General features: G+C 58.9%; 19 protein-coding genes, 1 tRNA gene and 1 riboswitch. Of the genes, 17 read left to right on the top strand and 3 right to left on the bottom strand.

Translation table 11 applies throughout. From position 1 onward, the window contains the following. Positions 1-12: 12 nt before the first annotated feature. Together cydB and EJ997_RS05035 are read right to left on the bottom strand one after the other, a co-directional pair. Positions 13-1,158, bottom strand: coding sequence for a cytochrome d ubiquinol oxidase subunit II (gene cydB / locus EJ997_RS05040; protein WP_126703606.1), 1,146 nt, complete (start codon positions 1,156-1,158; stop codon positions 13-15). A gap of 14 nt (positions 1,159-1,172) precedes the next feature. Then, entirely contained in the window at positions 1,173-2,651 is a 1,479-nt protein-coding gene (locus EJ997_RS05035) for a cytochrome ubiquinol oxidase subunit I (RefSeq protein WP_126704951.1), read from the bottom strand. Positions 2,652-3,103: 452 nt separating this feature from the next. On the opposite strand from EJ997_RS05035, the gene EJ997_RS05030 reads away from it, so the two are divergent. The 10 genes from EJ997_RS05030 to EJ997_RS04985 all read left to right on the top strand — a co-directional run bounded on the left by EJ997_RS05030 (position 3,104) and on the right by EJ997_RS04985 (position 15,916). Next, positions 3,104-5,956 carry an Rne/Rng family ribonuclease gene (locus EJ997_RS05030; RefSeq protein ID WP_126703605.1) on the top strand — a complete coding sequence of 951 codons (2,853 nt, stop codon included), beginning with the start codon at positions 3,104-3,106 and terminating at the stop codon, positions 5,954-5,956. Between the two features lie 146 nt (positions 5,957-6,102). Continuing rightward, a complete protein-coding gene (gene rplU / locus EJ997_RS05025) occupies positions 6,103-6,408 on the top strand; it encodes a 50S ribosomal protein L21 (protein WP_126703604.1) in 306 nt (101 codons plus the stop codon). Positions 6,409-6,427: 19 nt separating this feature from the next. Beyond that, positions 6,428-6,685, top strand: coding sequence for a 50S ribosomal protein L27 (gene rpmA / locus EJ997_RS05020; RefSeq protein ID WP_126703603.1), 258 nt, complete (start codon positions 6,428-6,430; stop codon positions 6,683-6,685). 70 nt (positions 6,686-6,755) lie between these two features. Then, a complete protein-coding gene (gene obgE / locus EJ997_RS05015; RefSeq protein ID WP_126703602.1) occupies positions 6,756-8,273 on the top strand; it encodes a GTPase ObgE in 1,518 nt (505 codons plus the stop codon). Further along, positions 8,270-9,385: a glutamate 5-kinase gene (gene proB, locus EJ997_RS05010; RefSeq protein ID WP_228201587.1), complete on the top strand. Its 1,116-nt coding sequence runs from the start codon at positions 8,270-8,272 to the stop codon at positions 9,383-9,385. Before obgE ends, proB begins: the two co-directional genes overlap by 4 nt. Before the next feature lie 686 nt (positions 9,386-10,071). Beyond that, positions 10,072-11,406 (top strand): ABC transporter substrate-binding protein, encoded by a 1,335-nt coding sequence (locus tag EJ997_RS05005; protein WP_126703601.1) that lies wholly within the window; start codon positions 10,072-10,074, stop codon positions 11,404-11,406. Positions 11,407-11,497: 91 nt separating this feature from the next. Beyond that, positions 11,498-12,343: a carbohydrate ABC transporter permease gene (locus EJ997_RS05000; protein WP_126703600.1), complete on the top strand. Its 846-nt coding sequence runs from the start codon at positions 11,498-11,500 to the stop codon at positions 12,341-12,343. A 5-nt stretch (positions 12,344-12,348) separates the two neighbouring features. After that, the gene (locus EJ997_RS04995) at positions 12,349-13,254 is read left to right on the top strand and encodes a carbohydrate ABC transporter permease (RefSeq protein ID WP_407644344.1); all 906 of its coding nucleotides are present in this window, start codon (positions 12,349-12,351) and stop codon (positions 13,252-13,254) included. A gap of 5 nt (positions 13,255-13,259) precedes the next feature. Beyond that, a complete protein-coding gene (locus EJ997_RS04990; protein WP_126703598.1) occupies positions 13,260-13,892 on the top strand; it encodes a MusI family membrane protein in 633 nt (210 codons plus the stop codon). Between the two features lie 768 nt (positions 13,893-14,660). Then, a riboswitch (SAM riboswitch) is annotated at positions 14,661-14,763 on the top strand. A 253-nt stretch (positions 14,764-15,016) separates the two neighbouring features. Beyond that, positions 15,017-15,916: a hypothetical protein gene (locus EJ997_RS04985; protein WP_126703597.1), complete on the top strand. Its 900-nt coding sequence runs from the start codon at positions 15,017-15,019 to the stop codon at positions 15,914-15,916. 581 nt (positions 15,917-16,497) lie between these two features. Here the strand turns inward: EJ997_RS04985 and trxA are convergent. Then, the gene (trxA, locus tag EJ997_RS04980) at positions 16,498-16,875 is read right to left on the bottom strand and encodes a thioredoxin (protein ID WP_126703596.1); all 378 of its coding nucleotides are present in this window, start codon (positions 16,873-16,875) and stop codon (positions 16,498-16,500) included. An 89-nt stretch (positions 16,876-16,964) separates the two neighbouring features. On the opposite strand from trxA, the gene EJ997_RS04975 reads away from it, so the two are divergent. From EJ997_RS04975 to EJ997_RS13395, 7 genes are all read left to right on the top strand, one after another. Beyond that, positions 16,965-18,236 carry a glutamate-5-semialdehyde dehydrogenase gene (locus EJ997_RS04975; RefSeq protein WP_126703595.1) on the top strand — a complete coding sequence of 424 codons (1,272 nt, stop codon included), beginning with the start codon at positions 16,965-16,967 and terminating at the stop codon, positions 18,234-18,236. Further along, complete coding sequence (nadD, locus tag EJ997_RS04970; protein WP_126703594.1) at positions 18,226-18,942, top strand: nicotinate-nucleotide adenylyltransferase; 717 nt, start codon at positions 18,226-18,228, stop codon at positions 18,940-18,942. Before EJ997_RS04975 ends, nadD begins: the two co-directional genes overlap by 11 nt. Positions 18,943-18,973: 31 nt before the next feature. Continuing rightward, the gene (locus EJ997_RS04965; protein ID WP_126703593.1) at positions 18,974-20,131 is read left to right on the top strand and encodes a ribonuclease E domain-containing protein; all 1,158 of its coding nucleotides are present in this window, start codon (positions 18,974-18,976) and stop codon (positions 20,129-20,131) included. After that, complete coding sequence (gene rsfS / locus EJ997_RS04960; protein ID WP_126703592.1) at positions 20,128-20,502, top strand: ribosome silencing factor; 375 nt, start codon at positions 20,128-20,130, stop codon at positions 20,500-20,502. Before EJ997_RS04965 ends, rsfS begins: the two co-directional genes overlap by 4 nt. Beyond that, positions 20,499-21,110 (top strand): histidine phosphatase family protein, encoded by a 612-nt coding sequence (locus tag EJ997_RS04955; protein WP_228201586.1) that lies wholly within the window; start codon positions 20,499-20,501, stop codon positions 21,108-21,110. Before rsfS ends, EJ997_RS04955 begins: the two co-directional genes overlap by 4 nt. A gap of 74 nt (positions 21,111-21,184) precedes the next feature. Further along, a tRNA-Ala gene (locus tag EJ997_RS04950) sits at positions 21,185-21,257 on the top strand. A gap of 216 nt (positions 21,258-21,473) precedes the next feature. Then, positions 21,474-22,079: an excalibur calcium-binding domain-containing protein gene (locus EJ997_RS13395; RefSeq protein ID WP_228201585.1), complete on the top strand. Its 606-nt coding sequence runs from the start codon at positions 21,474-21,476 to the stop codon at positions 22,077-22,079. Positions 22,080-22,808: the final 729 nt, after the last annotated feature.

The raw sequence follows: 22,808 nt of genomic DNA, 5'->3' as shown, positions 1-22,808 counted from the left end.
TACGTTCTCCGTTCACTGAACGGAGACTTCGTTAGCGAGCGGTTTCTTCGTACCTCGGGACAGGCCGGACGGATCGTCCGGGATGTTGTCGACGTGAATCCGCTTGGAGAACACCTTGTACGACCAGATGGAGTAACCAATGATGATCGGAACAAGGATGAGGGAAGCAACCGACATGATGATCTGCGTCGGGCCGGTGGCCGAGGCCTGCTCGATTGTGAGCGAGTATGCCGGGTCGATCGACGACTTCATGACGTTTGGGAACATCGCGGTGAAGATAAACGCAACGGCGGCGGCAATCGCGATGAAGTTTGCGATAAATGCCTTGAGCTCATCGCCCTTCTGTGCCCACAGGGCCGTGAGGACCAGGCAGACGGCTGCGATTGCCAGCGGGATCCAGGACCAGAAACCGCTCGCGTAGGCGAGCTGCGCCCAGATGGCCCAGACGGCCGTGATGAGGAGCGAGCCGATGGAGAGGCGTGCCGCGAGCTTCTCGACCCGGACCTGGAAGTCACCCGCGGTCTTGAGCGCCATGAACACCGCGCCGTGGGTGAGGAACAGGGACAGGGTGACAAGGCCGCCAAGCAGCGTGAACGGCGTGAGCAGGGAGAAGAAGCCGCCGGTCAGGTGGTGCGTGTAGGCCGCCGTGTTGGTGGCCGCCTCGAATGCCTCGGGGGAGACAATCTCGTAGGTCTGGGTCGCGGGATTGGTGATCTCGAGAACCTCGATCTTCATGCCCTGGACCAGGTTGGCAAACGCGACGCCCCACAGGAACGATACGAGCCAGGCACAGACGGTGTGGGCGAGGTCCCAGCGTTTGCGCCAGTTGATGTCGTTGATTTTGCCCCGCCACTCAATCGCGCAGATGCGCACGATGAGGAGGACGAGGATGAGGAACAGCGCGAGGTACATGCCGGAGAACATGGTGGCGTACCACTCGGGGAAGGCCGCGAAGGTGGCGCCACCGGCGGTGAGCAGCCACACCTCGTTACCGTCCCAGTGGGGGCCGATCGTGTTGAGAGCAACCCGGCGTTCCTTCGGGTTCTTCGACACGGTTGTGTAGAGCATGCCGACACCGAAGTCGAAGCCCTCGAGCGTGAGGTAACCGATCCAGAGAACGGCGATGACGATGAACCACAGGTAGGGCAGGAAATCCATTGTTCTATCTCTCCCTAGTAAACGAAGCTCAGGGGCTGGTTTTCATCGTCCGGTGCAGGAGCCTTCTCCGTTGTCAGGTCGATGCCCTCCAGCGTGTATCGCCGTACCAGCAGGAACCAGACCACGCCGAGGATGGCGTACAGCACCGTGAAACCAATGAGGGTGGTGAGGACCATGGCTGGGCTCGTTGTTTGCGAGACACCATAGTCAGTGAGCAGCAGGACATCTTCCACGCCGGTCGGGTTCGGGGCAACAACCCAGGGCTGGCGTCCCATCTCCGTGAAGATCCAACCGAAGGAGGATGCGATGAACGGCATGGGGATGGCGAAGAGCGCGTACTTGGCCCAACCGCTCGAGTCCCAGATCTTTTCCTTACGCGTGAACCAGAGCCCGGCAAGGGCCAGGATGACAGGGAAGATGATCGGGCCGATCATGGCGCGGAACGAGTAGTAGGTGACAACCAGGTTCGGACGGTAGTCGTAGTCCTCACCGAACTGGTCGGCGTACTTCTCCTGGTAGAAGGCCTGAACGTCCTCAACGCCGGCAACCTCGGACTCGGGGCCCGTAAAGTGGTTGGTTGCCATGAACGAGGTCACCCACGGCACGTCGATGATGCGGGTGACGTTCTCACAGTCGTTCGTGAAGTCACCGATCGCGAGGATCGACAGGGGCGCGCCTTCCTCGTTGTGGCACTGCGCCTCGGCGGATGCCATTTTCATCGGCTGCTGCTCGTACATGAGCTGGCCCTGGAAGTGACCGGTCAGGCCAACGCCCGCGGCCGAGATCAGGATCGTGACGAAACCGAAGCGAGCGGCGGAGCGCCACATCTCGGGCTGACCCGCGATGTTCTTCTTCGTCGAACGCACCATCCACCAGGTGCCGATGCCGGCAACGAGAGTGCCGGCAACCAGGAAGGCAGCGGTGATTGTGTGCGAGGTAGCGGCAATGGCCGTGTTATTGGTCAGTACTTCAAGGAAGCCGCCCACACCATCGAGCTCTGCACGACCGGTCTCCTCGTTGTAGACAGCACCCACGGGGTGCTGCATGAAGGAGTTGGCGCAGAGAATGAAGTAGGCCGAGATGTTCACGCCAATGGCGACCATCCAGATGCACAGGGTGTTGAGCTTCGCACTCATGCGGCCCTTACCGAACACCCACAGTCCCAGGAAGGTTGATTCCAAGAAGAAGGCCATGAGGGCCTCAAAGGCGAGCGGTGCTCCGAAGATGTCACCCACGAAACGGGAGTACTCCGACCAGTTCATCCCGAACTGGAACTCCTGGACAATGCCGGTAGCAACGCCAAGAGCAAAGTTAATAATAAGGATCTTGCCGAAGAACTCGGCTAACTTCATCCACTTTTCTTCGCCTGAACGCAACCATTTTGTCTGCATGATCGCGACAAGGGGAGCGAGGCCAATGGTCAGTGGGACAAGGATAAAGTGGTAAACGGTAGTGATGCCGAACTGCCACCGTGCGAGGTCAAGCGCTTCCACCACATCCCCTTCCTGGTATAGAGATATATGGTCCAAATTTATGCCGTCGGCTAACATGAGCCTGGGACAAAGGTCCCGTTTCTAGACACTCTGTCATAAAACCTTTAATGCCGGAAAAGTAGTGATTTATACCAAGTTGGCTAGTTACTTGGTTTGCTCGGTCCCACGCCGCGTATGTTTGGAGAAATTCCGCACCACGCCGATGACAAGGATCATCTTTTGCTCACGGCGTGTTGAGTTTGACCATTCTTTCTGGACCCCCAGGGAGTGAATACCGGAAAGTATGAGAGAATTGCACAGGGCTCAGCGGGCACGGACCGCGGAGCCGACATTGTGGATATGAGCGCCGCCTCCCGGTGTGCTGCCTGGACACGATGTTTGAAGAGACTTCCGCCGACACCGGCGATTCACATGGGAAGCTGTCCGTGCCGGCTTTCCGGACAGGAGTCCTCATGGCCGAAGAACAGGCCGATAATAGCGCGAACGCTTCGAAGCCGGCACTGCCGGCAACCTACCTCCTCTTCCAGGAGCCCGACCCGACAACAGTAATCCGTCGCCCGGCACCCGAGCCGCAAACAGGTGACGATGACGATGAGGAGCGCAAGCCCCGCAGGCGCGGCTCCCGCGGCCGCGGCCGCTCCACCGACTCATCGGAGCAGGATCAGCAGGACAGCCGCGACAAGAACATGGGCGGCAAGGACAACAAAGATCACAAGGACCAGGACGGCGACCGGTATCGGAAGAATCAGCGCAACCGCCGGGACAACGACAACAAGGATGACCAGTCCGACTCTGATCAGTCCGACGACTCGTCTACCGCTAGCTCCGATTCTGACTCTGATGAGAAGAACGACGAGCCCAAGACTCGTACCCGCACCCGCAGCAGGTCTCAGCGCAGGAGCAGGGACCAGGATAGCGACTCCGATGATTCGGACGATTCCAACGACTCTGGAAACGACTCGCAGGACTCCGATGACACGGTCGGGACGACCCGGCGCCGCAGGCGCCGCCGGTCCACCTCATCCGATGAGGTGACGGCACTCAAGGGCTCCACGCGCCTCGAAGCCAAGAGGCAGCGCCGCAGGGACGGCCGCGAGGCTGGCCGCCGCAGGCACTCGATCACCGAGTCCGAGTTCCTGGCACGCCGCGAATCGGTTAGCCGCAAGATGCTCGTACGCGAGCAGGACGGCCTCAATCAGATCGCTGTCCTCGAGGACGACATTCTTGTCGAGCACTACGTGGCTCGCCACACCCAGGTATCCATGGTCGGCAACGTCTACCTTGGCCGGGTGCAGAACGTGCTGCCCTCGATGGAGGCCGCGTTCGTCGACATCGGCAAGGGCCGCAACGCCGTTCTTTACGCCGGCGAGGTTAACTGGGAGGCCGCAGGCCTCGAGGGTAAGCCAAGGCGCATCGAGTCCGCCCTCTCCTCGGGCGAGACCGTTCTTGTTCAGGTGACCAAGGATCCGATCGGACACAAGGGTGCGCGCCTCACGGCCCAGATCACTCTCGCTGGTCGCCATCTTGTTCTCGTTCCCTCCGGAGCCATGACGGGGATTTCCCGCAAGCTCCCCGAGCGGGAACGTCAGAGGCTCAAGAAGCTCCTGAAGGAAATCGTTCCCGCCGAGCACGGAGTGATAGTCCGTACGGCGGCCGAAGGAGCCTCGGAAGATCAGCTCCGCAAGGACGTCGAGCGCCTTACCCAGAAGTGGGCCGATATCCAGCAGAAGTCGAAGTCCGCCAAGTCGGCACCCGTGCTCCTCAAGGGAGAGCCGGAGCTCGCTGTTCGCGTTGTCCGCGACGTCTTCAACGAAGACTTCGAGTCCCTCCACGTGCAGGGCAACAACACGTACTCCACCATTAAGGAGTACGTACACGAGCTGTCCCCGGAACTCGACGAGCGGGTCCACAAGTGGGTCGCCAACAAGGACGTCTTCACGGACGCCCGGGTCGATGAGCAGCTGGCCAAGGCAATGGACCGCAAGGTCTACCTGCCCTCCGGTGGCTCGCTTGTCATTGACCGCACGGAAGCTATGACCGTTGTTGACGTCAACACGGGTCGGTTCACCGGTTCCGGTGGCACACTCGAAGAGACCGTCACGAAGAACAACCTGGAAGCGGCCGAAGAAATTGTTCGCCAGCTCCGCCTGCGCGACATCGGCGGCATTATCGTCATCGACTTCATCGACATGGTTCTCGAATCCAACCGGGATCTCGTGCTCCGCCGTCTCATCGAATGCCTGGGCAGGGACCGTACCCGCCACCAGGTAGCCGAAGTAACCTCCCTTGGCCTGGTCCAGATGACGCGCAAGCGCGTCGGACAGGGACTCGTGGAGGCCTTCTCCACGACCTGTGAGCACTGCGAGGGACGCGGATACCACATCCACACCCAGCCGGTGGAAAAGGGCGACCAGCCCAAGCAGGCCCCCGCACCGCAAAAGCAGCAGCAGTCGAAGCCCGCACCGACCCCGCCGGTGGTCGATAAGGAAGAGACCGCCAAGCGCGAAGAGGTCAAGTCCGCCCTTGCTTCTATCGCAGCAGCAGCTGCGCAGAGCCACCAGGAGGACGAGGACAAGAAGGAAGACGCCAAGCCCCGCGGCAGGCGCTCGCCCGCACGCCGCTCCGAATCCGCCCGGAACGCCTCCACCAACGGAACCGATTCCGCCAGCTCTTCTTCTATCCCGGACCTCACCGAGGACCTTTCGAAGCTCGCATTCGGCGCAAGCTCCAAGAACAACGGTTCCAAGGGCTCGGATTCACAGAACGTAGGTTCGAAGAACGCGGATTCGAGGAACGCCAGCTCGAAGGGGTCGGATTCGCAGGGAACCGCTGACTCTGACAAGTCCGCTGGACGTGACGACAGGTCAGGTTCGCGCGGCCGTGTCTCCGGCAAGGTCGGCGTCTCCGGTAAGGTCCAGCCGGGCGGCTCGGGCACGGATTCCTCCGGCCATTCTGCCAGTTCGGCTGACTCTGCAGAGAAGACTGCTTCAAGGTCAGCTCAGTCCAGGACGGCCTACTCCGAGCCTGCCGCTGCTACGCCTCCCGCTGAGCGTAAGGCTCGCCGGGTTGCCTCGTCGGGAACGATCGTGACCACTTCGGGTGGCGGGGCGATTATCGTGGCTGAGAAGCCGAAGGAAACGGCTGCTAAGACTGCTCCTAAGAAGCCTGCCCCGAAGCCTGCTGGGAAGCCGGTGGAGGAGAAGGTCGAGGATGAGAACCGTAAGTCGCGGCGCTCCGCTTCGTCGGGCACGATCATCCCGAAGTCCAGCTCCGCACCGGGGATCATGACCTTCCCGACCAAGTAGTGCTGAAAAACACAGCCGAATCCGCCGTTTATCGCGGTTCAGGGCTTGGCTGACAGAAACTGTTTCAAGTAGTATGGGACGTCGGTGCCCAACCGGGGCACAAGACTTTAATGTCCGCATACGTCAACCAGAGATGAGCAAACAACGTGGCTTACGCGATTGTCAAGGCTGGCGGCCGCCAGGAGAAGGTGTCCGTCGGCTCCATTGTCGTCATGAATAAGATCGAGGGCGAGGCCGGTGACAAGGTCGAGCTCGAGCCGATCCTGCTTGTCGATGGCGATAAGGTCACCACGTCTGCGGACGGGATTTCCGCAACGGTGACCGGAGAAATCGTCCGGGCCGAAAAGGGCCCGAAGATCGACATCATCAAGTACAAGAACAAGACGGGGTACCGCAAGCGTCAGGGTCACCGCCAGCAGCTGACCCGCGTCAAGATCACCTCGATCGCCTGAGTAAGGAAGGACCTGAACTATGGCAACCAAGAAGGGTGCATCCTCAACGCGCAACGGTCGCGATTCGAACGCACAGCGCCTCGGCGTTAAGCGTTTCGGCGGTCAGCTCGTGAACGCGGGCGAGATCCTCGTTCGCCAGCGCGGCACCAAGTTCCACCCCGGCAACAACGTCGGGCGCGGCAAGGACGACACGCTGTTCGCCCTTGCAACCGGCACCGTTGAATTCGGTGTCCGTCGCGATCGCAAGATCGTCGACATCGTTCCGGTTTCCGCCTGAACAAAATTTTAAACAGTGAGGGGTGGACGGCAGTGCCGTCCACCCCTTCTGCCATTCTTTGGAGGTAACGGTGGCTAGTTTCGTTGACAGGGTCGTTTTGCACGCTAAGGCGGGCAACGGCGGTAACGGCTGCGTGTCCGTGCGCCGGGAAAAGTTCAAGCCCCTCGGAGGCCCCGACGGGGCCAACGGCGGCAATGGTGGCGACATCATCCTTGAGGTCGATCCGCAGGTAACCACGCTACTTAGCTATCACCGTTCCCCACACCAGGCAGCCACCTCCGGCAAGCCGGGCGAAGGCGACCTCAGGATCGGCAAGTCCGGTGAGGACCTGATCCTCGGTGTACCCAGCGGCACCGTGGTCAAGTCCATGAATGGCGATATCCTTGCTGACCTCGTAGGCCCCGGCGCGCAGTACATGCTTGCCAAGGGCGGCCAGGGCGGTCTCGGCAACGCAGCCCTCGCATCCCCGAAGCGCAAGGCCCCCGGCTTTGCCCTGCTCGGTGACACGGGTGAACAGATCGACGTTGTTCTCGAGCTCAAGTCCGTCGCCGACGTTGCTCTCGTGGGCTTCCCCTCGGCCGGCAAGTCATCCCTCATCGCCTCCATGTCCGCCGCACGGCCCAAGATTGCCGACTACCCGTTCACCACCTTGGTTCCGAACCTCGGTGTGGTTGATGCTGGGGACGTTCGGTACACGATTGCCGATGTCCCCGGCCTTATTCCCGGCGCCTCGGAAGGGAAGGGACTCGGTCTCGAGTTCCTGCGCCACATTGAACGCTGTGCAGTTATTGTTCACGTGCTTGACTGCGCCACCCTGGAGCCGGGACGCGATCCCGAGTCTGATCTCATGACACTGGAGCGGGAGATTGAGATCTACTCCCAGCAGATCCCGCCCACCCATGGCCACCTGCCGCTCATGGAACGCCCTCGCCTCATTGTTCTCAACAAGGCCGACGTGCCCGAAGCCAAGGAACTGGCAGAGTTTGTTGCCGAGGACCTGCGCACGAAGTACCCGGTCCACATTGTCTCCGCAGTGTCCCGCGAGGGACTACGTGAACTCTCCTTCGCTCTTGCGGCTCTCGTTACCGAGGTACGCGAGAACCAGCCCGAGGAAGAGCCCGCACCGATCGTTCTGCGGCCCGAGCCGCGTGGCGCCCGCAACGAGTTCCACATCAACCGCCTTGGCGGCAGCTCCGGCACCTTCTACCAGGTCCTTGGTGATAAGCCCGAACGCTGGGTCCGCCAAACCAACTTCGACAACGACGAGGCCGTAGGCTACCTGGCCGACCGACTCGCGAAGCTCGGGGTTGAGGATGAACTCGTTAAGGCAGGCGCTCTTGCTGGCGACACAGTCGTGATCGGCGATGTCGACGGGGGAGTGGTGTTTGACTGGGAGCCCACCATGGCAACCGGTGCAGAGCTCCTTGGCCCCCGCGGTACGGATCTTCGCTTCGAAGAGTCCTCTCGCCCCACCCGTCAGGAAAAGCGGGATGCCTTCTACGAGAAGATGGACGCTCAAGAAGCTGCTCGCCAAGAACTGTGGACGGAGCGCGAGTCCGGAGTCTGGACCGATCCGGAGGAGCAGTGACCAGCGGATCAATAAAGTGGGGACTGGCCAACAGGTCGCTCGTCCCCAGCGCCCCCAAGTTCGTTGTCAAGGTCGGATCCTCCTCCCTAACGTTGCCCGACGGCACACTGAACCACGAACAGCTCAATATCCTCTCTGACACTCTCGCAGAGGCATACAGCAGGGACCAGCGCTTCGCGCTCGTCTCCTCCGGCGCCGTCGCCGCGGGCGTCGGCAGTCTCGGCATGACGTCGCGGCCGACGGACATGGCGGGGCTTCAGGCCGCCTCCATGGTCGGTCAAACAAAGCTTATGGCCGAATACAGCGAGCGCTTCAACGCCCACAACATCAGCATCGGCCAAGTCCTGCTCACCGCCGACGATGTAATTCGCCGCAACCACTACCGCAACGCTCGCCTGGCTCTCGACCGGCTACTGACTATGGGGATCGTTCCCATCGTCAACGAGAACGATGCGGTGGCCACCTCGGAACTCAGGCTGGGAGACAACGACCGTCTCGCAGCTCTCATCGCCCACCTCATTGATGCTGACTTCCTGCTCTTGCTCACGGATGTGGATGCTCTTTACTCTGGCCCGCCCAAGGAACCCGGCTCGCGCCGGATCCCCTTCGTGGGTGACATGTCCGAGCTTCAGAACTATTCGATCACCGGCAGGGGTAGCTCCTTCGGTACCGGTGGCATGGCAACCAAGGTAACCGCCGCCCGCATGGCGACCGCCTTCGGTATCCCCACCATCGTCACCTCGGCCGACAATCTCGGTCGGGCCCTCGCAGGAGAGCCGGTCGGCACCTGGTTCGCTGCCACCGGCACCAAGTCGAACGCTCGAGCGTTGTGGATCGCCCATGCGGCACAGTCATCCGGTCAGCTTCGGCTTGATGCTGGTGCGGTTGCTGCCCTGGAATCCGGTGGCAACTCGCTTCTCGCCGTCGGTGTCACCGACGTCGTCGGAACCTTCGATCCGGGTGATCCCATCGACATCATCGGACCCGACGGCAACCTCGTTGCCCGAGGACTGGCTGGCTGGGATTCTGAAAGGCTCCGTGCCTCCGCCGGTGTAGCTGGCGCAGGCCGCCCGGCGGTTCACGTTGACGACATGGTGCTGATGCGGCACTGACGGAGCTTTCCGATCACCGCCCCATCCGTCGCTCGCATGATTGAGGAAGACTGGTAGGGCTTCCGCCGATACGTCTACGAAGTGCGTGCCCGCAATGATGTTGGTGGGAGACAGGCAGAGTGCTCCCTTTCATTCCGGTGACGGGGAAAGACGCTCATTGTTGGAGCAGTCAAAATAGCTCGGTGTACGCCGAAAATGATTGCCCCGGTGCCACTCAACGAGCCTCTCAGAGCCGGTAGGTCAGAGTCCTCGTGGCACTCGATTGTGCCCCTGATTGACCCAGATGCGTTCAGGTCGGCTCGGACCGATCGTATTTGATTGAAGAGGATCGCTCACCTGGCATTCTTAAGCGAATTCTGAACTACCTGACCCTGGTGTCTGTGGCATTGAACCAAGCTCCCAGTTCGTTCGCTTCGATTCGATCAGATGTGCACTTCCTATTGGTCGATTCAATTGAGTCTCCCACGATGACTCCTCACCACACTTCAGGCCCGGCAGTCCCGCAGGAATTTACACCACACTAAGGCACACACCTGTTTCGTTTTGGTGAATGAAAAACCTATGTGCCATGATGTTGATAGTCACAAGACGGAACTTCCTCTGTACTTATGTTCAGGAAGTCTTCTGTGAACGCCTGTCGGCAAGGACGCCGGTGGGGTATTTGGATGTCCGAAGGAGGACACATCATGTTCAACGCTAAGAAGGCCGTCGCTGTTTTGACGGCCGGAGCCTTCGCCCTTGGCGGTCTCGCTGCGTGCGGGTCTGACGATGAGGCGGAAGGTGGCGAGGGCTCGGTCTACTTCCTGAACTGGAAGCCGGAGTCCGAGGAAACCTACAAGAAGATCGCGGCCGCGTACACCGAGGAGACCGGTATTGAGGTCAAGGTCGTTACGGCTGCTTCCGGTACATACGAGCAGACACTGAAATCTGAGATCACGAAGTCTGAAGCGCCGACCCTGTACCAGATCAACGGGCCGATGGGTCTCGTGAACTGGCAGGAATACGCTCTCGAACTCGATGACACAGATTTTGCTCAGGACCTGAACGATCCGGGCCTTGCCCTTCAAGGCGAGGACGGCAAGATCTACGGCGTGCCGCTGGCAGTAGAGGGCTTCGGGATCATCTACAACGAGGCAATCTTCGAAGACTACTTCGCCATGGATAGCGCGGTCGTGACCTCGATGGATGAGATCAACAACTTTGACACCCTGAAGGAAGTCACGGATGACATGCAGGCTCGCAAGGATGAGCTGGGCATTGACGGTGTCTTCGCTTCCACCTCGCTTGCTACGGGTGAGGAGTGGCGTTTCCAGACCCACCTTGCCAACATTCCCGTGTTCTACGAGTACGACGAAGAGGGCGTGACCGACAAGCAGGAGATCGCTTTCTCGTACAACGAGAACTACAAGAACGTGTTTGACCTGTACCTGACGAACTCGACGGTCGAGCCTTCGCTGACCCCGTCCAAGACCGTCACGGACTCCATGCAGGAGTTCGCAACCGGTAAGGCCGCCATGGTGCAGAATGGCAACTGGGCGTGGAGCCAGATCAGCGACATCGAAGGCAACGTCGTTGCCGAGGACGATATCAAGTTCCTCCCGATCTACACCGGTGTCGAGGGCGAAGAGTCCAAGTCGATCAACATCGGCACCGAGGCCTTCATGGCTATCAACTCCGAAGCTTCCGAAGCCGACCAGCAGGCCACGATTGACTTCGTGAATTGGCTGTTCAGCTCTGAAGAGGGAATGGACTACGTGACCAACGATCTGGGCTTCATTGCTCCGTTTGAGTCGTTTGGCGATTCGACCCCGTCCGACCCGCTGGCAAAGGAAGTGAACCGGTACATGACCGACCCGGATCTGGAGCCGATCCCGTGGGTGTTCACCACCTTCCCGTCGCAGAAGTTCAAGGAGGACTTTGCTGGCGGTCTTGCCCAGTACGCATCGGGCAACATGGAATGGAGCGATGTTGTCGACATCTTCGTTTCCAGCTGGGCCTCCGAGAAGGCTAACCTGGGCTAATGCCTGAACGCTGGGGGTGGGGCGTCTGCCCCGCCCCCAGCACCCCCTTTGTCTATGGAGCGCCAAGACGCGCTCCAGAATTGAGACAAACATGCAAAGAGCACTAAAGAAGTATTTTCCCGTTTTCGTGGCCCCAACAGGCATCGCGTTCACCATCGCGTTCCTGTTGCCTTTTGTCATCGGCATCTACCTGTCGTTCTCCGATTTCACGACGATTTCGAATGCCGAATGGGTGGGCCTAGAAAACTATCAGCGGGCGTTTGATGAGAGCCAGGGCTTCACCAGTTCATTTGGGTTCACGATCCTCGTTGTCTTTGTCGCCGTTGTTTCGGTCAACATTTTTGCTTTCGCAATCGCGCGTTTGCTCACGCAGAAATTGCGTGGCACAAACTTTTTCCGCTCCGTGTTCTTCATGCCAAACCTCATTGGCGGCATTGTTCTCGGATACACGTGGCAGCAGATGATCAACGCCGTGCTCGCGAACTACGGCACCACGATCATTTCCAAATGGGAGTACGGCTTCGTGGGCCTAATCCTGCTCATCAACTGGCAGCAGGTCGGCTACATGATGATCATCTACATTGCCGGCCTCCAGTCCGTCCCACCCGAGCTCACCGAAGCATCCGAAATTGACGGTGCCACGAGGTGGCAGACCCTGCGCCATGTCACTATCCCGGTTATCATGCCCACGATCACCATCTGTGTATTCCTGACACTGGCCAATTCGTTCAAGCTGTTCGACCAAAACCTTGCGCTCACCAACGGTGCGCCGCAGGCGCAGACCGAAATGGTTGCCCTCAACATCGTGAACACGATGTTTGCCCGGATGGGCCAGGAAGGTGTCGGCCAGGCCAAGGCCGTTATCTTCGTGATTTTTGTTGTCCTGATCGCACTCGTCCAGTTACGGGCGACCCGAAGCAAGGAGGTCGAGGCATGAGCGCCATGATCGAACATGCTGAGAACGCCGCCGAACCCCTACCGGAGGGCAACCAGACGCTCTCGGCGGGGGAGAAGCCCAAGCCAGCACGCAACGGCTTCTTCTATGTTGTTCTTGTTCTCCTGGTCGTTGTCTTCATCGGGCCAATCCTGTTCATTGTCATTAACTCGTTCAAGCACAAGTTCTCAATCAGCTCCGACCCGTTCGCTCTCCCGATTGGGGACATGTGGGCGGGCTTGCAGAACTACACAACGGGCCTTGCCAGGACCGGTTTCTTCGAAGCCATTCTCTGGTCCTTCGTCATTACCGTTCTCTCGGTCGCTACCGTCGTGTTCTTCAGTGCTATGACGGCCTATTACATCATCCGGGTCAAGACCTGGTGGACTTCGGCCCTGTACTACCTGTTTGTGTTCTCCATGGTTATCCCCTTCCAGATGGTCATGTTCCCCACCGTGAAGATCGCCGACATGCTCCACTTCAACAACCCCTTGGGCATGGTGGTGCTCTATCTGGGATTTGGAGCAGGCCTATCGGTGTTTATCTTCTCGGGCTTCATCAAAGGTATTCCCCTAGAGATTGAGGAGGCCGCCTACATTGATGGGTGTGGGCCGCTCCAGAACTATTTCCGGATTATCCTCCCCATCCTCAAACCCACCACCGTCACCGTGGCGATTCTTAACGCCATGTGGATCTGGAACGATTACCTCCTTCCATACCTCGTCATCGGCCTCTCCACCCGATACAAGACCATCCCCGTCGTGGTACAGATGCTGGTGGGCTCGAACGGCAACAGGGACATGGGAGCGATGATGGCAATGCTCGTACTCGCTATCGTCCCGATCGTTGTCTTCTACCTCGTATCCCAGAAGCACATCATCGAGGGTGTTGTCGCCGGTTCCGTCAAGGGCTGATCGCTATGGCAGGGTGGCTCGCACCCGACACCAAGTTCTACAACGGGCTTGTCGCGGTAACAGAGGCGATCATCATCAACGTGCTGTTCGTCCTCTTCTGCCTACCAATCGTCACAGTGGGCGCCTCAGCAGCAGGCGCCCACGCAGCCCTCCTCCAGCAACTGCGGGAGGAGGGCTCCTCACCGGCCAAAACATTCTGGAATACCTTCAAGGAAACCTTTTGGCGGGCCACTACCGCTTGGCTACTTATTCTCGTCTTCCTGCTCCTGGCAGCCTGGGAGATCTGGGCCATCGGCCGCATGGACCTGGGACTGGCCGGCACCATCGCCACCGTCCTCTCCATCACCGGCACTATCCTCATCCTGGGATTTGCCGTCTGGTACTTCCCCTACATCAGCCAGTACAAGGCCCCAATAGGTTCAGCAACTAAACGTTCAGCACTCCTAGCGTTCCGCTACCTGCCGCGTACTTTCCTCGCTCTCGCACTGCTTCTCATCCAGCCAGCGATTCTCTACTTCAACCCCGACATCCTCGGCGTCCTTGTCTTCGCGAACCTACTCATCCTCCCCGCCGCCATCCTCTACCTCCACGACATCCTCCTTGCCGCACCACTGAGGGCATACGGTAGCCACGAGTAGCCCAGGGATCAGGGGCAGGTATCAGGGAAGCAGTGTGAGCAAGCTGGTGCCACCCTTACCGCAGGCTCCGCACTGGCATACGACGCAGTACCGGCTCCCGGATCGGTCTCGGCCACGGATTCGGCCCATGGCGCCCGGTTCAGCCTTGAGCATCAGCGCTGCCGTGGCTCCGCGCTTTGTCTAAGCTCCGCTTACACTCTGTCACCGGGTTCGTTCTAACGGGTGGCTACACCCTGGTACCGGGTCTGGACAAACCTCCGGCTCCATCCTGGTACGGGCCCTGCCCTGGTCTCCGGCTTGGCCAAGGCTTCCAGTTGAGTCCTGTCCGTTCACGGCCAGGCGAGCATCCTCCGGAATTTGGGTTGCTAAAGGTCCACCCATGGGACGAGATGCCATGTGTTCCAACCCAATGCGTGTCGGGTGTGACAGGCATCTCTAAAACGAACATGTATGACACAGAGAACTGGGGAGCCTTCTGGGTTCTCCGCAACTGAGTGAACATACTTGTATGCTTGAGAACCAGGAAAAGTGACCGCGACATTTGCCTGCTATTGCACCGAATAGTCATTGTCCTCAAGCTTCCCATGGTTGCATGCCGCGGCTGCTTGGTTGCGGTTTGGGGGGCGGTGTCGTCGCTCTTCAGGAAGCTACCGATCGGTAGCTGCAAATCGCTAAATTTGACCGAATAATGCCATGAGATTACCTGATCTCACGTAATGGGCAGCGGTGTCTTGACATGCGGACTAGGGACCGTGTTATTCTGGCCGTGGTCCAGAGAACCAGCGAAGAGCCCCGGCTAGCTGGTCGACAACCCCTCACGTGCGAGGGGTGCCCCGGGTGATGACCAGGCCTCAATCGGCAAGCGAAGCACCGTTCGCGGTGGGAAAGCACGAAGGAAAATAGCATGACATTCACGAATATCTACCAGACGACAGGGCAGTCCGTCCGAGTATCGGCTACGCACCGAATTCATCGAATGTATATGCGCACGCATAAGTCCATGGCCTGATCCGGCCAACGCGATCTACACCTGGGAATCTCATTATCCCTCCAGCGTCACTTACGCACCTTCACACATCAGCTCCAATTCGGAGCACTCTGCTAAACCACTTTTAGGATTTACGATGACTATCCAGCTGCCCTCATCAAACCAAACCCGTTCCAGCTACCGCGTTCCCGCCCTCTCGATCGATCTGTCTGCCCTCGGTGCAGAAGTGCTCGACACCGATACCGACTTCGGTGAGGACTTCCCGGTAGAAACCTGCAACTTCGGCCGCCTGGCTTCCATGAGCTCAGCGGCACTGACCGATGGTCTTGCAGGAATCACCCTCGGAGCCTCCTTCCTGCTGCGCTCCGATCTGCACCTGCGGGATTGCAGGCTCGATGCCATCCGCGCAGCCGTGAAGCTCACGTCCCGGATTACCGGCCCCATCTTTGCTTCCGTCACCGCCGACGAGGTCGGCAACGCCGCCCTCGACCTGGTCAAGGACACGGGCGTTGGTCTCGAGATCCACATCCCGCACGGCGAACTAGATGCCGCTCTCGATCTGGTTCGCCGTGCGCAGGATGCTGGTACTCCAGTCACGGTTGCCCTGACCGGTGATACTGCTCAGTCGATTGATCTCACTAAGCTCGGTACCGCTGTTGATACCGTTCGCCTGCGCGAACAGGATCCCCACACGGCGCGCGAGATCCGCTACTCCTTGCGCTCCGCAGCACTGGAAGCCGGGCACGACCTCCAGGTTGTCTGCGATCTCTTTATGATCGTCTCGGCATGCACGATGGATGCGGAGGAGCGCGGCAATCTTATCTCCGCCATAGGTGCCGATCGCTACGCAGAAGGCTCGGCACGTGTTCTCGGTACCGTCCACGACGTTGCCGACCACGTAGAATCCTGGCTGGCCCTTGGTGCCGGCGATGCATTCACGATCCTCCCGGGTTCCCTCCCCACCGATCTCGCGTCCACTGTCTGCGGCGTTCTTCCTCTTCTGCACGCACGCCGCGAAGCCGAGGCCGCTGCCTAAGGCAAAGCTTTCCTCGAATAGGCATAGAACACGGAATAAAGGTCTGGAAAACCGAGCATTAGCTCGGGAAGCCTGGTTGCGCGAGGCTTGAGGGCTCTGTGTCTGAAACCTCGAACGTTTGAATCCTCAAACGAGCAACGCCTTGGCCGAAAAGTAAATTACTTGAACGGGGCGCGGTGCTTGCTGAGCGCCGCGCCCCGTTCACTCGCCAGGTTCTGTTCGACAACAGAGCCTGGCGAAACCATTGACCTATAGCCCAAACCATTGCTCTTCACAGGCGATCAGTTCACGTGGGCCGGGCTACTTTGATTGGTTGGTTTGGTAGCGAAGCCCAGCTTGTTCGGCTATGAAATGTCTATAGACATGGGAAGACCAGGCCCTTATGCCTGGAATGGGCTCAGTGCATCGATAGGGATAGTCCCTTGGATCGCAGGGATAGACCCTTGGAATAGTTGTCATGCCAGATCATGCCCAGTTCAGCTGCTTGGACATGAGTGTGGGGCGAGCATTTACTGCTCGCCCCACACAGAGTTCTGGTTATCCGCTAATAAGTAGCGGGCTACCAGCAATCGATCGAATGCTTAGGCCTGCTCGCCCTGCGCTGCCTGCTGCTCGGCGATCTGGGCGCGTACTGCGTCCATGTCGAGCTTCTCGGCCTGCTCAATGAGGTCCTCGAGTGCCGAAGGCGGGAGAGCGCCAGCCTGCTCGAAGATCTTGATGCCGTCACGGAACACCATGAGGGTCGGGATCGACATGATCTGGAAGCTCTGGGCGAGCTCAGTCTCTGCTTCGGTATCGATCTTTCCGAAGACTACGTCCTCATGCTCGTCCGATGCCTTCTCGAAGGTTGGCGCGAACTGACGGCACGGGCCGCACCACTCTGCCCAGAAGTCGAGGAAGACGATGCCTTCCTTGACTGTCTCGGTGAAGTTTTCCTTCGTGATTTCTACGGTCGCCATTTGTTGTCCTTACGGTCGGGTACCTCGAAAGGTGATACAAGGGCTTCAACTCACTGGACGATCGAATAATTCCCTATACGCTTATTCTCATGACGAACACGAGTGACGCAGTCAGGGCACTGGCGACAAAGGGGCGCGAAGCCGCGCAGGTCCTTCGGGCAGCTTCGACCGGTCAAAAGAACGATGCACTAGCGGCAATCGCGCAATCCTTGGAGGCCAATGCGACGGAGATTGTGGCGGCCAACAAGTTAGATGTTGAGCGCGGAATAGAGAATGGGCTCGCTGAGGCTCTCATCGACCGGCTAACTCTCGATGAGGATCGTATCTCCGGTATCGCGGATGCTGTCCGAGAACTTATTGCTCTGCCTGACCCGGTGGGTGAAGTTGTCATGGGCCGCACCCTGCCAAACGGACTGGTTGTTCGTAACGTGCGGGTCCCCATGGGTGTGGTGGGCATGATCTACGAAGCCCGTCCCAACGTCACGGTCGATGCTGCCTGTCTGGCACTCAAGGCAGGGAACGCAGTTCTCCTGCGCGGCGGCAGCGCCGCCGAAGAATCCAACATTGTCCTTGTTGCTCTCATGCGTGAAGCAGTCGAGTCGGTGGGTATCTCGGCTGATTCCATTGCCTCGGTCGATGAGTACGGCCGCGAGGGTGCTACGGAGCTCATGAGGGCACGTGGCTACATTGATCTTCTTATTCCCCGTGGCGGTACCGGCCTGATCCAATCCGTGGTCAAGGAATCAGTGGTCCCCGTCATTGAGACAGGCGTGGGTAACTGCCACGTCTACATCAACGCCGATGCTGACCCGGAGATGGCACTGCCCATCGTTATTAACTCGAAGACTCACCGGCCCGGCGTATGCAATGCGGCTGAGACTCTCCTTCTTCACAAGGACTACCCGGAACCGGGTGCGATTCTGAAGGCTCTCGTTGATGCTGGGGTTACCCTCCACCTTGATAGCGAGGCCCGCGGCCTCGCGGAGGCCGCGGGAGCGGACTCCGCTTATCTCCGTGACGTGACTGAAAAGGACTGGGACGAGGAATACCTGGCGTTGCACATGGCGGTGGGGATCGTCGACTCGGTTGATGACGCCATTGCCCATATCCGCAAGCATTCATCTGGGCACACGGAAGCAATCGTGACCGACTCTGTGACGGTGGCGAACAAGTTCACCGCCGGTATGGACTCCGCTGCCGTCATGGTTAACGCATCGACCAGGTTCACCGACGGCGGTGAACTTGGGCTGGGAGCAGAAATCGGTATCTCTACGCAGAAGCTCCATGCGCGCGGCCCCATGGGCCTGGCAGAGCTCACAACGACGACGTGGCGTGTTGAGGGCGCCGGACATGTCCGGTAGCAGCCACGACCGTTCCCACGAAACGAACCTCAGCTCCATCGAAGCACCGCACACTAAGGGCACTAGGCACCGCCGTATTGGAATCATGGGTGGGACATTCGATCCCATCCACCACGGTCACCTTGTTGCCGCCTCCGAGGTGCAGTACCGGTTTGGCCTGGATGAGGTGATCTTTGTTCCCACGGGGGAGCAACCCTATAAGCAGGACAGGGATGTCTCCCCGGCAGAGAACAGATACCTCATGACTGTGATCGCCACTGCCTCAAACTCACGGTTCTCCGTATCCCGAGTGGACATAGATAGGCCCGGACTCACATTCACGATCGATACCCTGCGAGACCTACGTGAAATATACCCGGATGATGAATTCTTCTTCATCACCGGTGCCGACGTACTCCCGCAAATCCTCGAATGGAAAGACTCCGACGAGCTCTGGGAGCTCGCCCACTTTGTCGGAGTCAACAGACCCGGACATAGTCTGGTGACCGATGGACTGCCGCTGGACGATGTCACGGTCCTGGAAGTCCCCGCCATGTCCATCTCCTCCACCGATGTCAGGCGCAGGGAGAATGCGGGAATACCAATCTGGTATCTCGTTCCCGATGGGGTCGTGCAGTACATCAGGAAATACGGCCTGTACTCACCCAGTAGGTTCCCACTCGTGTCCCAACCGGGAAGACCGGCGATTAAGACTCAAGGCAGGTAGACTGAACCTCAGTCACAGTGAAGGAGAACCGATGAGCGAACGCCGCATGACGCGACGGGAAATGCGCATGGCCGGGCTTCTCAAGCCAAAGTCGGCAGAAGAACCGGGAGAAACCCCGGTCGATGAGGAGCATACTGGCACTGGCCCCGAGCCCGCAGGCACACCCGTGACCGAGCCCCAGGCCGGCGAGTTGGCCGAAGGCCAAGAGCCTGCCGAGCAGGTTCAGGACGCCGTTGAACCCGCTGAAGACTCAGATAAGCACGGCTCTGACACTCCTGGCACCCAAGCCGTTGCTGGCGCTTCTGTGGACGCTAGCTCGGAGAAGGTTACGTCCGCTGAGGAGACTGCGCCCGCTGACGAGCCCGCGCTCGCGGACGAAGAGCTGGATGCAACGGCCGCTCACGACACGGTCGGTGAGTTCGGGAAAACCTCCTATGCTTCCGCGGATGAGTTCGTTGAGGACTCCGCCACGGATGATGATCAGGCGGCCGCGGTTCCGGAACGACAGAGCGTTTTCGACAGGTTCTCATCGACCAAGCAAGATCCGACCGACGTAGCTGGCGGGGGAGCGGTCGACGGCGATTCCACGGTCAACGCGTCCGAACAACTTGCACAGAGCGGTAGCGCATGGACTCCTGCCGCTCAGAAGCAGGACCCGATCGATCAGTTCTACGGTGATCAGGTGGCTTCGGATGAGAAGCCTGAAGATGCCGTAGAGAAGACTGCTGATAGCGATGGAAAGCCTGCGGATAAGGATCACAGGGATTCCGATTCTGATTCGGCTGATGTAGACAACGTCGATACTGTGACCTCAGAGAAGACGGATGCTTCAGCAAAGTCTGATTCTGGATCCGCACGATTTGTCGCCGAGCCGGTCGTTCCGGCCGCAGGCGACGAGGATGAAGCTGATGAGGACGAGACCGAACATGACTTTGCCGGTGCTCTCCGTGCTGAACTGAAATCCCGTCCACCCGTTGAAACAGAATCATCGGCCAGAAGCGCTGACGCGGCCGAAGAAGAGGAAGCTCCGGCAAGCCGCTGGAAGACAATCGTTCTGTTCCTTCTTCTCATTGTCGTTGGGTTCGGGGTCGGTATCCTCCTCGGATCTCTTATCTTCTCCGGTGGTGGAGCTTCGGCATCAGCACTGGCAGTACCAGCATCTCTAACCTTCTACCCTGGAGTATTGTGACCGCGACTTCTACGTCCGTAACCAACGCCCGCGCCGCAGCAGAGGCAGCATTCGAGAAGCTCGCAACTTCAGTCACAGTCATTGACGTATCCGAAAGACTCGCCTTTACGGATATCTTCGTTGTGGCTTCCGGTGAAACTTCCCGGCAGGTACGAGCCATTGTCGATGCTATTGATGAAGCCATGCACAAGCAGGGTGTAGAGCGTCAGCGTAGGGAAGGATACGAGGGCGAAGCCCGATGGATCCTTGCCGACTACGGTGACATCATCATTCATGTCCAGCAGGACGAAGACAGAGAGTTCTACGCCCTGGATCGCCTGTGGGCTGACTGCCCCCAAATCGATGTCTCTGATCTGGAGGGGGATCGTTGATCACTCGGATTATTCTGTGGCGACACGGACAGACCGACCTCAACAAGCAGCGCAGGCTCCAGGGAGCCTCCGACTACCCACTCAACGAAGCCGGTAGGGAACAGGCCATGGCCGCAGCCCCCAGGCTCGCAGAGCTTGGACCCCATTACATCGTCAGTTCTCCGCTCGTGAGAGCCCGCGACACCGCCCGTGAACTCGAAGCCCTCACCGGCATCACAGCCGTCGAGGACCCGCGTGTAGCCGAACGTAGCTTTGGCTCGTGGGAAGGCCAGAACCTTGAGGAGATCGCCGAGCACTCGCCCGAGCGCCTCACCCTGTGGCGTGACGGTAAGGAACCCGGGGGAGACGTAGAAACCCGCGAAGCTTGCGGATTGAGGGTTGCGGAAGCGATTAACGAATGGACCGAGAAGCTCAGCGGAAAGGCTGGAAACACTCTGGTCATCGTTGCCCACGGTGGTGCTATCTCCAACGGTATTATGACGCTCCTGGGAACTAACCCTTCAGAACGGCAGCCGATCGCCGGCCTGGACAACTGCCACTGGGCTGTGCTGACTCGGCAGAAGAACAGGGTGCCGGGATGGCGGCTGGTTTCGTACAACGTCAACTGAAGCTGTGTGTCCCTTACCACCAGCAGTTAATTTGGCATTAGGTGGGTGTTTCGACATAAACTAGGGGAGCACTCGGGGCTATGGCGCAGTTGGTAGCGCGCTTCCATGGCATGGAAGAGGTCAGGGGTTCGAATCCCCTTAGCTCCACAAATGTGATGAGTCGGGACATAGGTTACAGATCTGTGTCCCGGCTTTTTACTTTTTCTGTCTTAATCAGTGGCTGTCGCCCTTAGATTTCTTGGGCCCAGAATTTTGTTATTCGTGGTTACTTCGGGTGGCGCCTTTAGCTGTTGCGGGTCATGGCAGTGTTGTGGTCTCCGATTGCACGCGTGCGGGACGTGCAGACGCTTCAGAGCATGGAAATTGCCAAAGTTTATTGGCGTAGGCGCCTTCGCGGTAGGCGTTGTGGCTGGCGGTGATGCGCCAGACTCCAGTGAGCTGGAAGCACTGCAAAGCCAGGTCTCAAACCTGGAGACTCAACTTGATGGCTGTGACGAAGGACTGGAGCGCATCCATCAGGAAGCCTTGGACGCAGAGGTTGCAGCGGGTGAAGAACTAGAGCTTGTCGTCGAAGAGGCAGTTGTTGACCTTGAGGCCGAGCGCGACCGTCTGAAAGAAGAGATTGAGGAAAAGACGAGCGAGCTTGCCCTGGTGTCGGCAGACCTAGAAACCGCATTGGAAGCTCAGGAGGGAGTTCCGGTGGAGCTGGTGGAAGAAGCGTCAGTTTCTGCACCTGCCGCGGTTGTAACGGCTCCAGCACCTCCAAGCACACCTCGGCCGTCCCAGATCGCTGATCCAGCGCCAGTTGCGACCCAGGCTCCAGCCCCAGCTTCAGCGCCGGTTGCAACCAACACGTATTACAAGAACTGTACGGAAGCCCGCAATGCGGGTGCTGCCCCTGTTTACAAGGATGATCCCGGTTACGGCAGGCGTCTCGACAGGGACGGTGACGGAATCGGCTGTGAATAGATATCGGCATCAACGTATGTTCGACAGGCAAGCGGCTAACAGGTGTAACTTGCAAGGATGCGAGCATTGGGATCTTCCCACAATGTGAGTTGACCGCTTTGCCCTGGGAATACGTAAGGCCCCATCTCGACTACGAGATGGGGCCTTACGGTGTGGCCAATAGCCACTGTAGACCCTTTTTCAATTCAATGGGGGCCTAATACGCAAAATATGACTGAAACGACCAATTGTCGAAAGTGCGATAGGACGAATGAGCACTGTTGCACTGTTGTCGGCTGCCGCTACAGGCGGTGAATTGACTTTCTGCAATACCGTTACCAGAGGATGCTTGAGCTTCACGCCCGTGAATTCAGAAGCTGTGTTGGCCAGCAGGACCTGGTCAAATTCTCAAGTAGCCTGGGTTAGTTGATCTTTATCCTCGTTGCTTCTACGAGATTATGGAGTAGCGAGCCGGGCTCTCAATTCGATAGGCCAGGCTTCCGTCCGGGAGCCAGGGAGTATACGACGGATCGTTGTGGTTGTGATGCACATAAAAGGAGGCTTCGCTATTGTCGCTTCGCGCATCTAGCGACCCGTACTGCTGGTTCCGATAGCCAGCAGAGATCTGCCGTAGGGGCGACTGGCCTGAGCGGAAGCTGAGGGTGCGACGAGCACGTTGTCTTATCCGGTGGGACAATGAGTTGTTGAGTTCCTGATGGATCGGTGAGGATGAAAGCCCTGTCACTTAAT

This window comes from Flaviflexus ciconiae, from assembly GCF_003971195.1.
Lineage (GTDB): Bacteria > Actinomycetota > Actinomycetes > Actinomycetales > Actinomycetaceae > Flaviflexus > Flaviflexus ciconiae.
The sequence above is the reverse complement of the archived record's forward strand: the minus strand, read 5'-3'. Positions and strand labels throughout refer to the sequence as shown.

What these genes read in the sequence shown, in the direction of transcription:
- cydB (WP_126703606.1), bottom strand. Translation starts at nt 1,158, where the DNA reads ATGGATTTCCTGCCCTACCTGTGGTTCATCGTCATCGCCGTTCTCTGG.
- EJ997_RS05030 (WP_126703605.1), top strand. Translation starts at nt 3,104, where the DNA reads ATGGCCGAAGAACAGGCCGATAATAGCGCGAACGCTTCGAAGCCGGCA.
- rpmA (WP_126703603.1), top strand. Translation starts at nt 6,428, where the DNA reads ATGGCAACCAAGAAGGGTGCATCCTCAACGCGCAACGGTCGCGATTCG.
- EJ997_RS05005 (WP_126703601.1), top strand. Translation starts at nt 10,072, where the DNA reads ATGTTCAACGCTAAGAAGGCCGTCGCTGTTTTGACGGCCGGAGCCTTC.
- EJ997_RS05000 (WP_126703600.1), top strand. Translation starts at nt 11,498, where the DNA reads ATGCAAAGAGCACTAAAGAAGTATTTTCCCGTTTTCGTGGCCCCAACA.
- EJ997_RS04995 (WP_407644344.1), top strand. Translation starts at nt 12,349, where the DNA reads ATGATCGAACATGCTGAGAACGCCGCCGAACCCCTACCGGAGGGCAAC.
- EJ997_RS04990 (WP_126703598.1), top strand. Translation starts at nt 13,260, where the DNA reads ATGGCAGGGTGGCTCGCACCCGACACCAAGTTCTACAACGGGCTTGTC.
- EJ997_RS04985 (WP_126703597.1), top strand. Translation starts at nt 15,017, where the DNA reads ATGACTATCCAGCTGCCCTCATCAAACCAAACCCGTTCCAGCTACCGC.
- trxA (WP_126703596.1), bottom strand. Translation starts at nt 16,875, where the DNA reads ATGGCGACCGTAGAAATCACGAAGGAAAACTTCACCGAGACAGTCAAG.
- EJ997_RS04975 (WP_126703595.1), top strand. Translation starts at nt 16,965, where the DNA reads ATGACGAACACGAGTGACGCAGTCAGGGCACTGGCGACAAAGGGGCGC.
- nadD (WP_126703594.1), top strand. Translation starts at nt 18,226, where the DNA reads ATGTCCGGTAGCAGCCACGACCGTTCCCACGAAACGAACCTCAGCTCC.
- EJ997_RS04965 (WP_126703593.1), top strand. Translation starts at nt 18,974, where the DNA reads ATGAGCGAACGCCGCATGACGCGACGGGAAATGCGCATGGCCGGGCTT.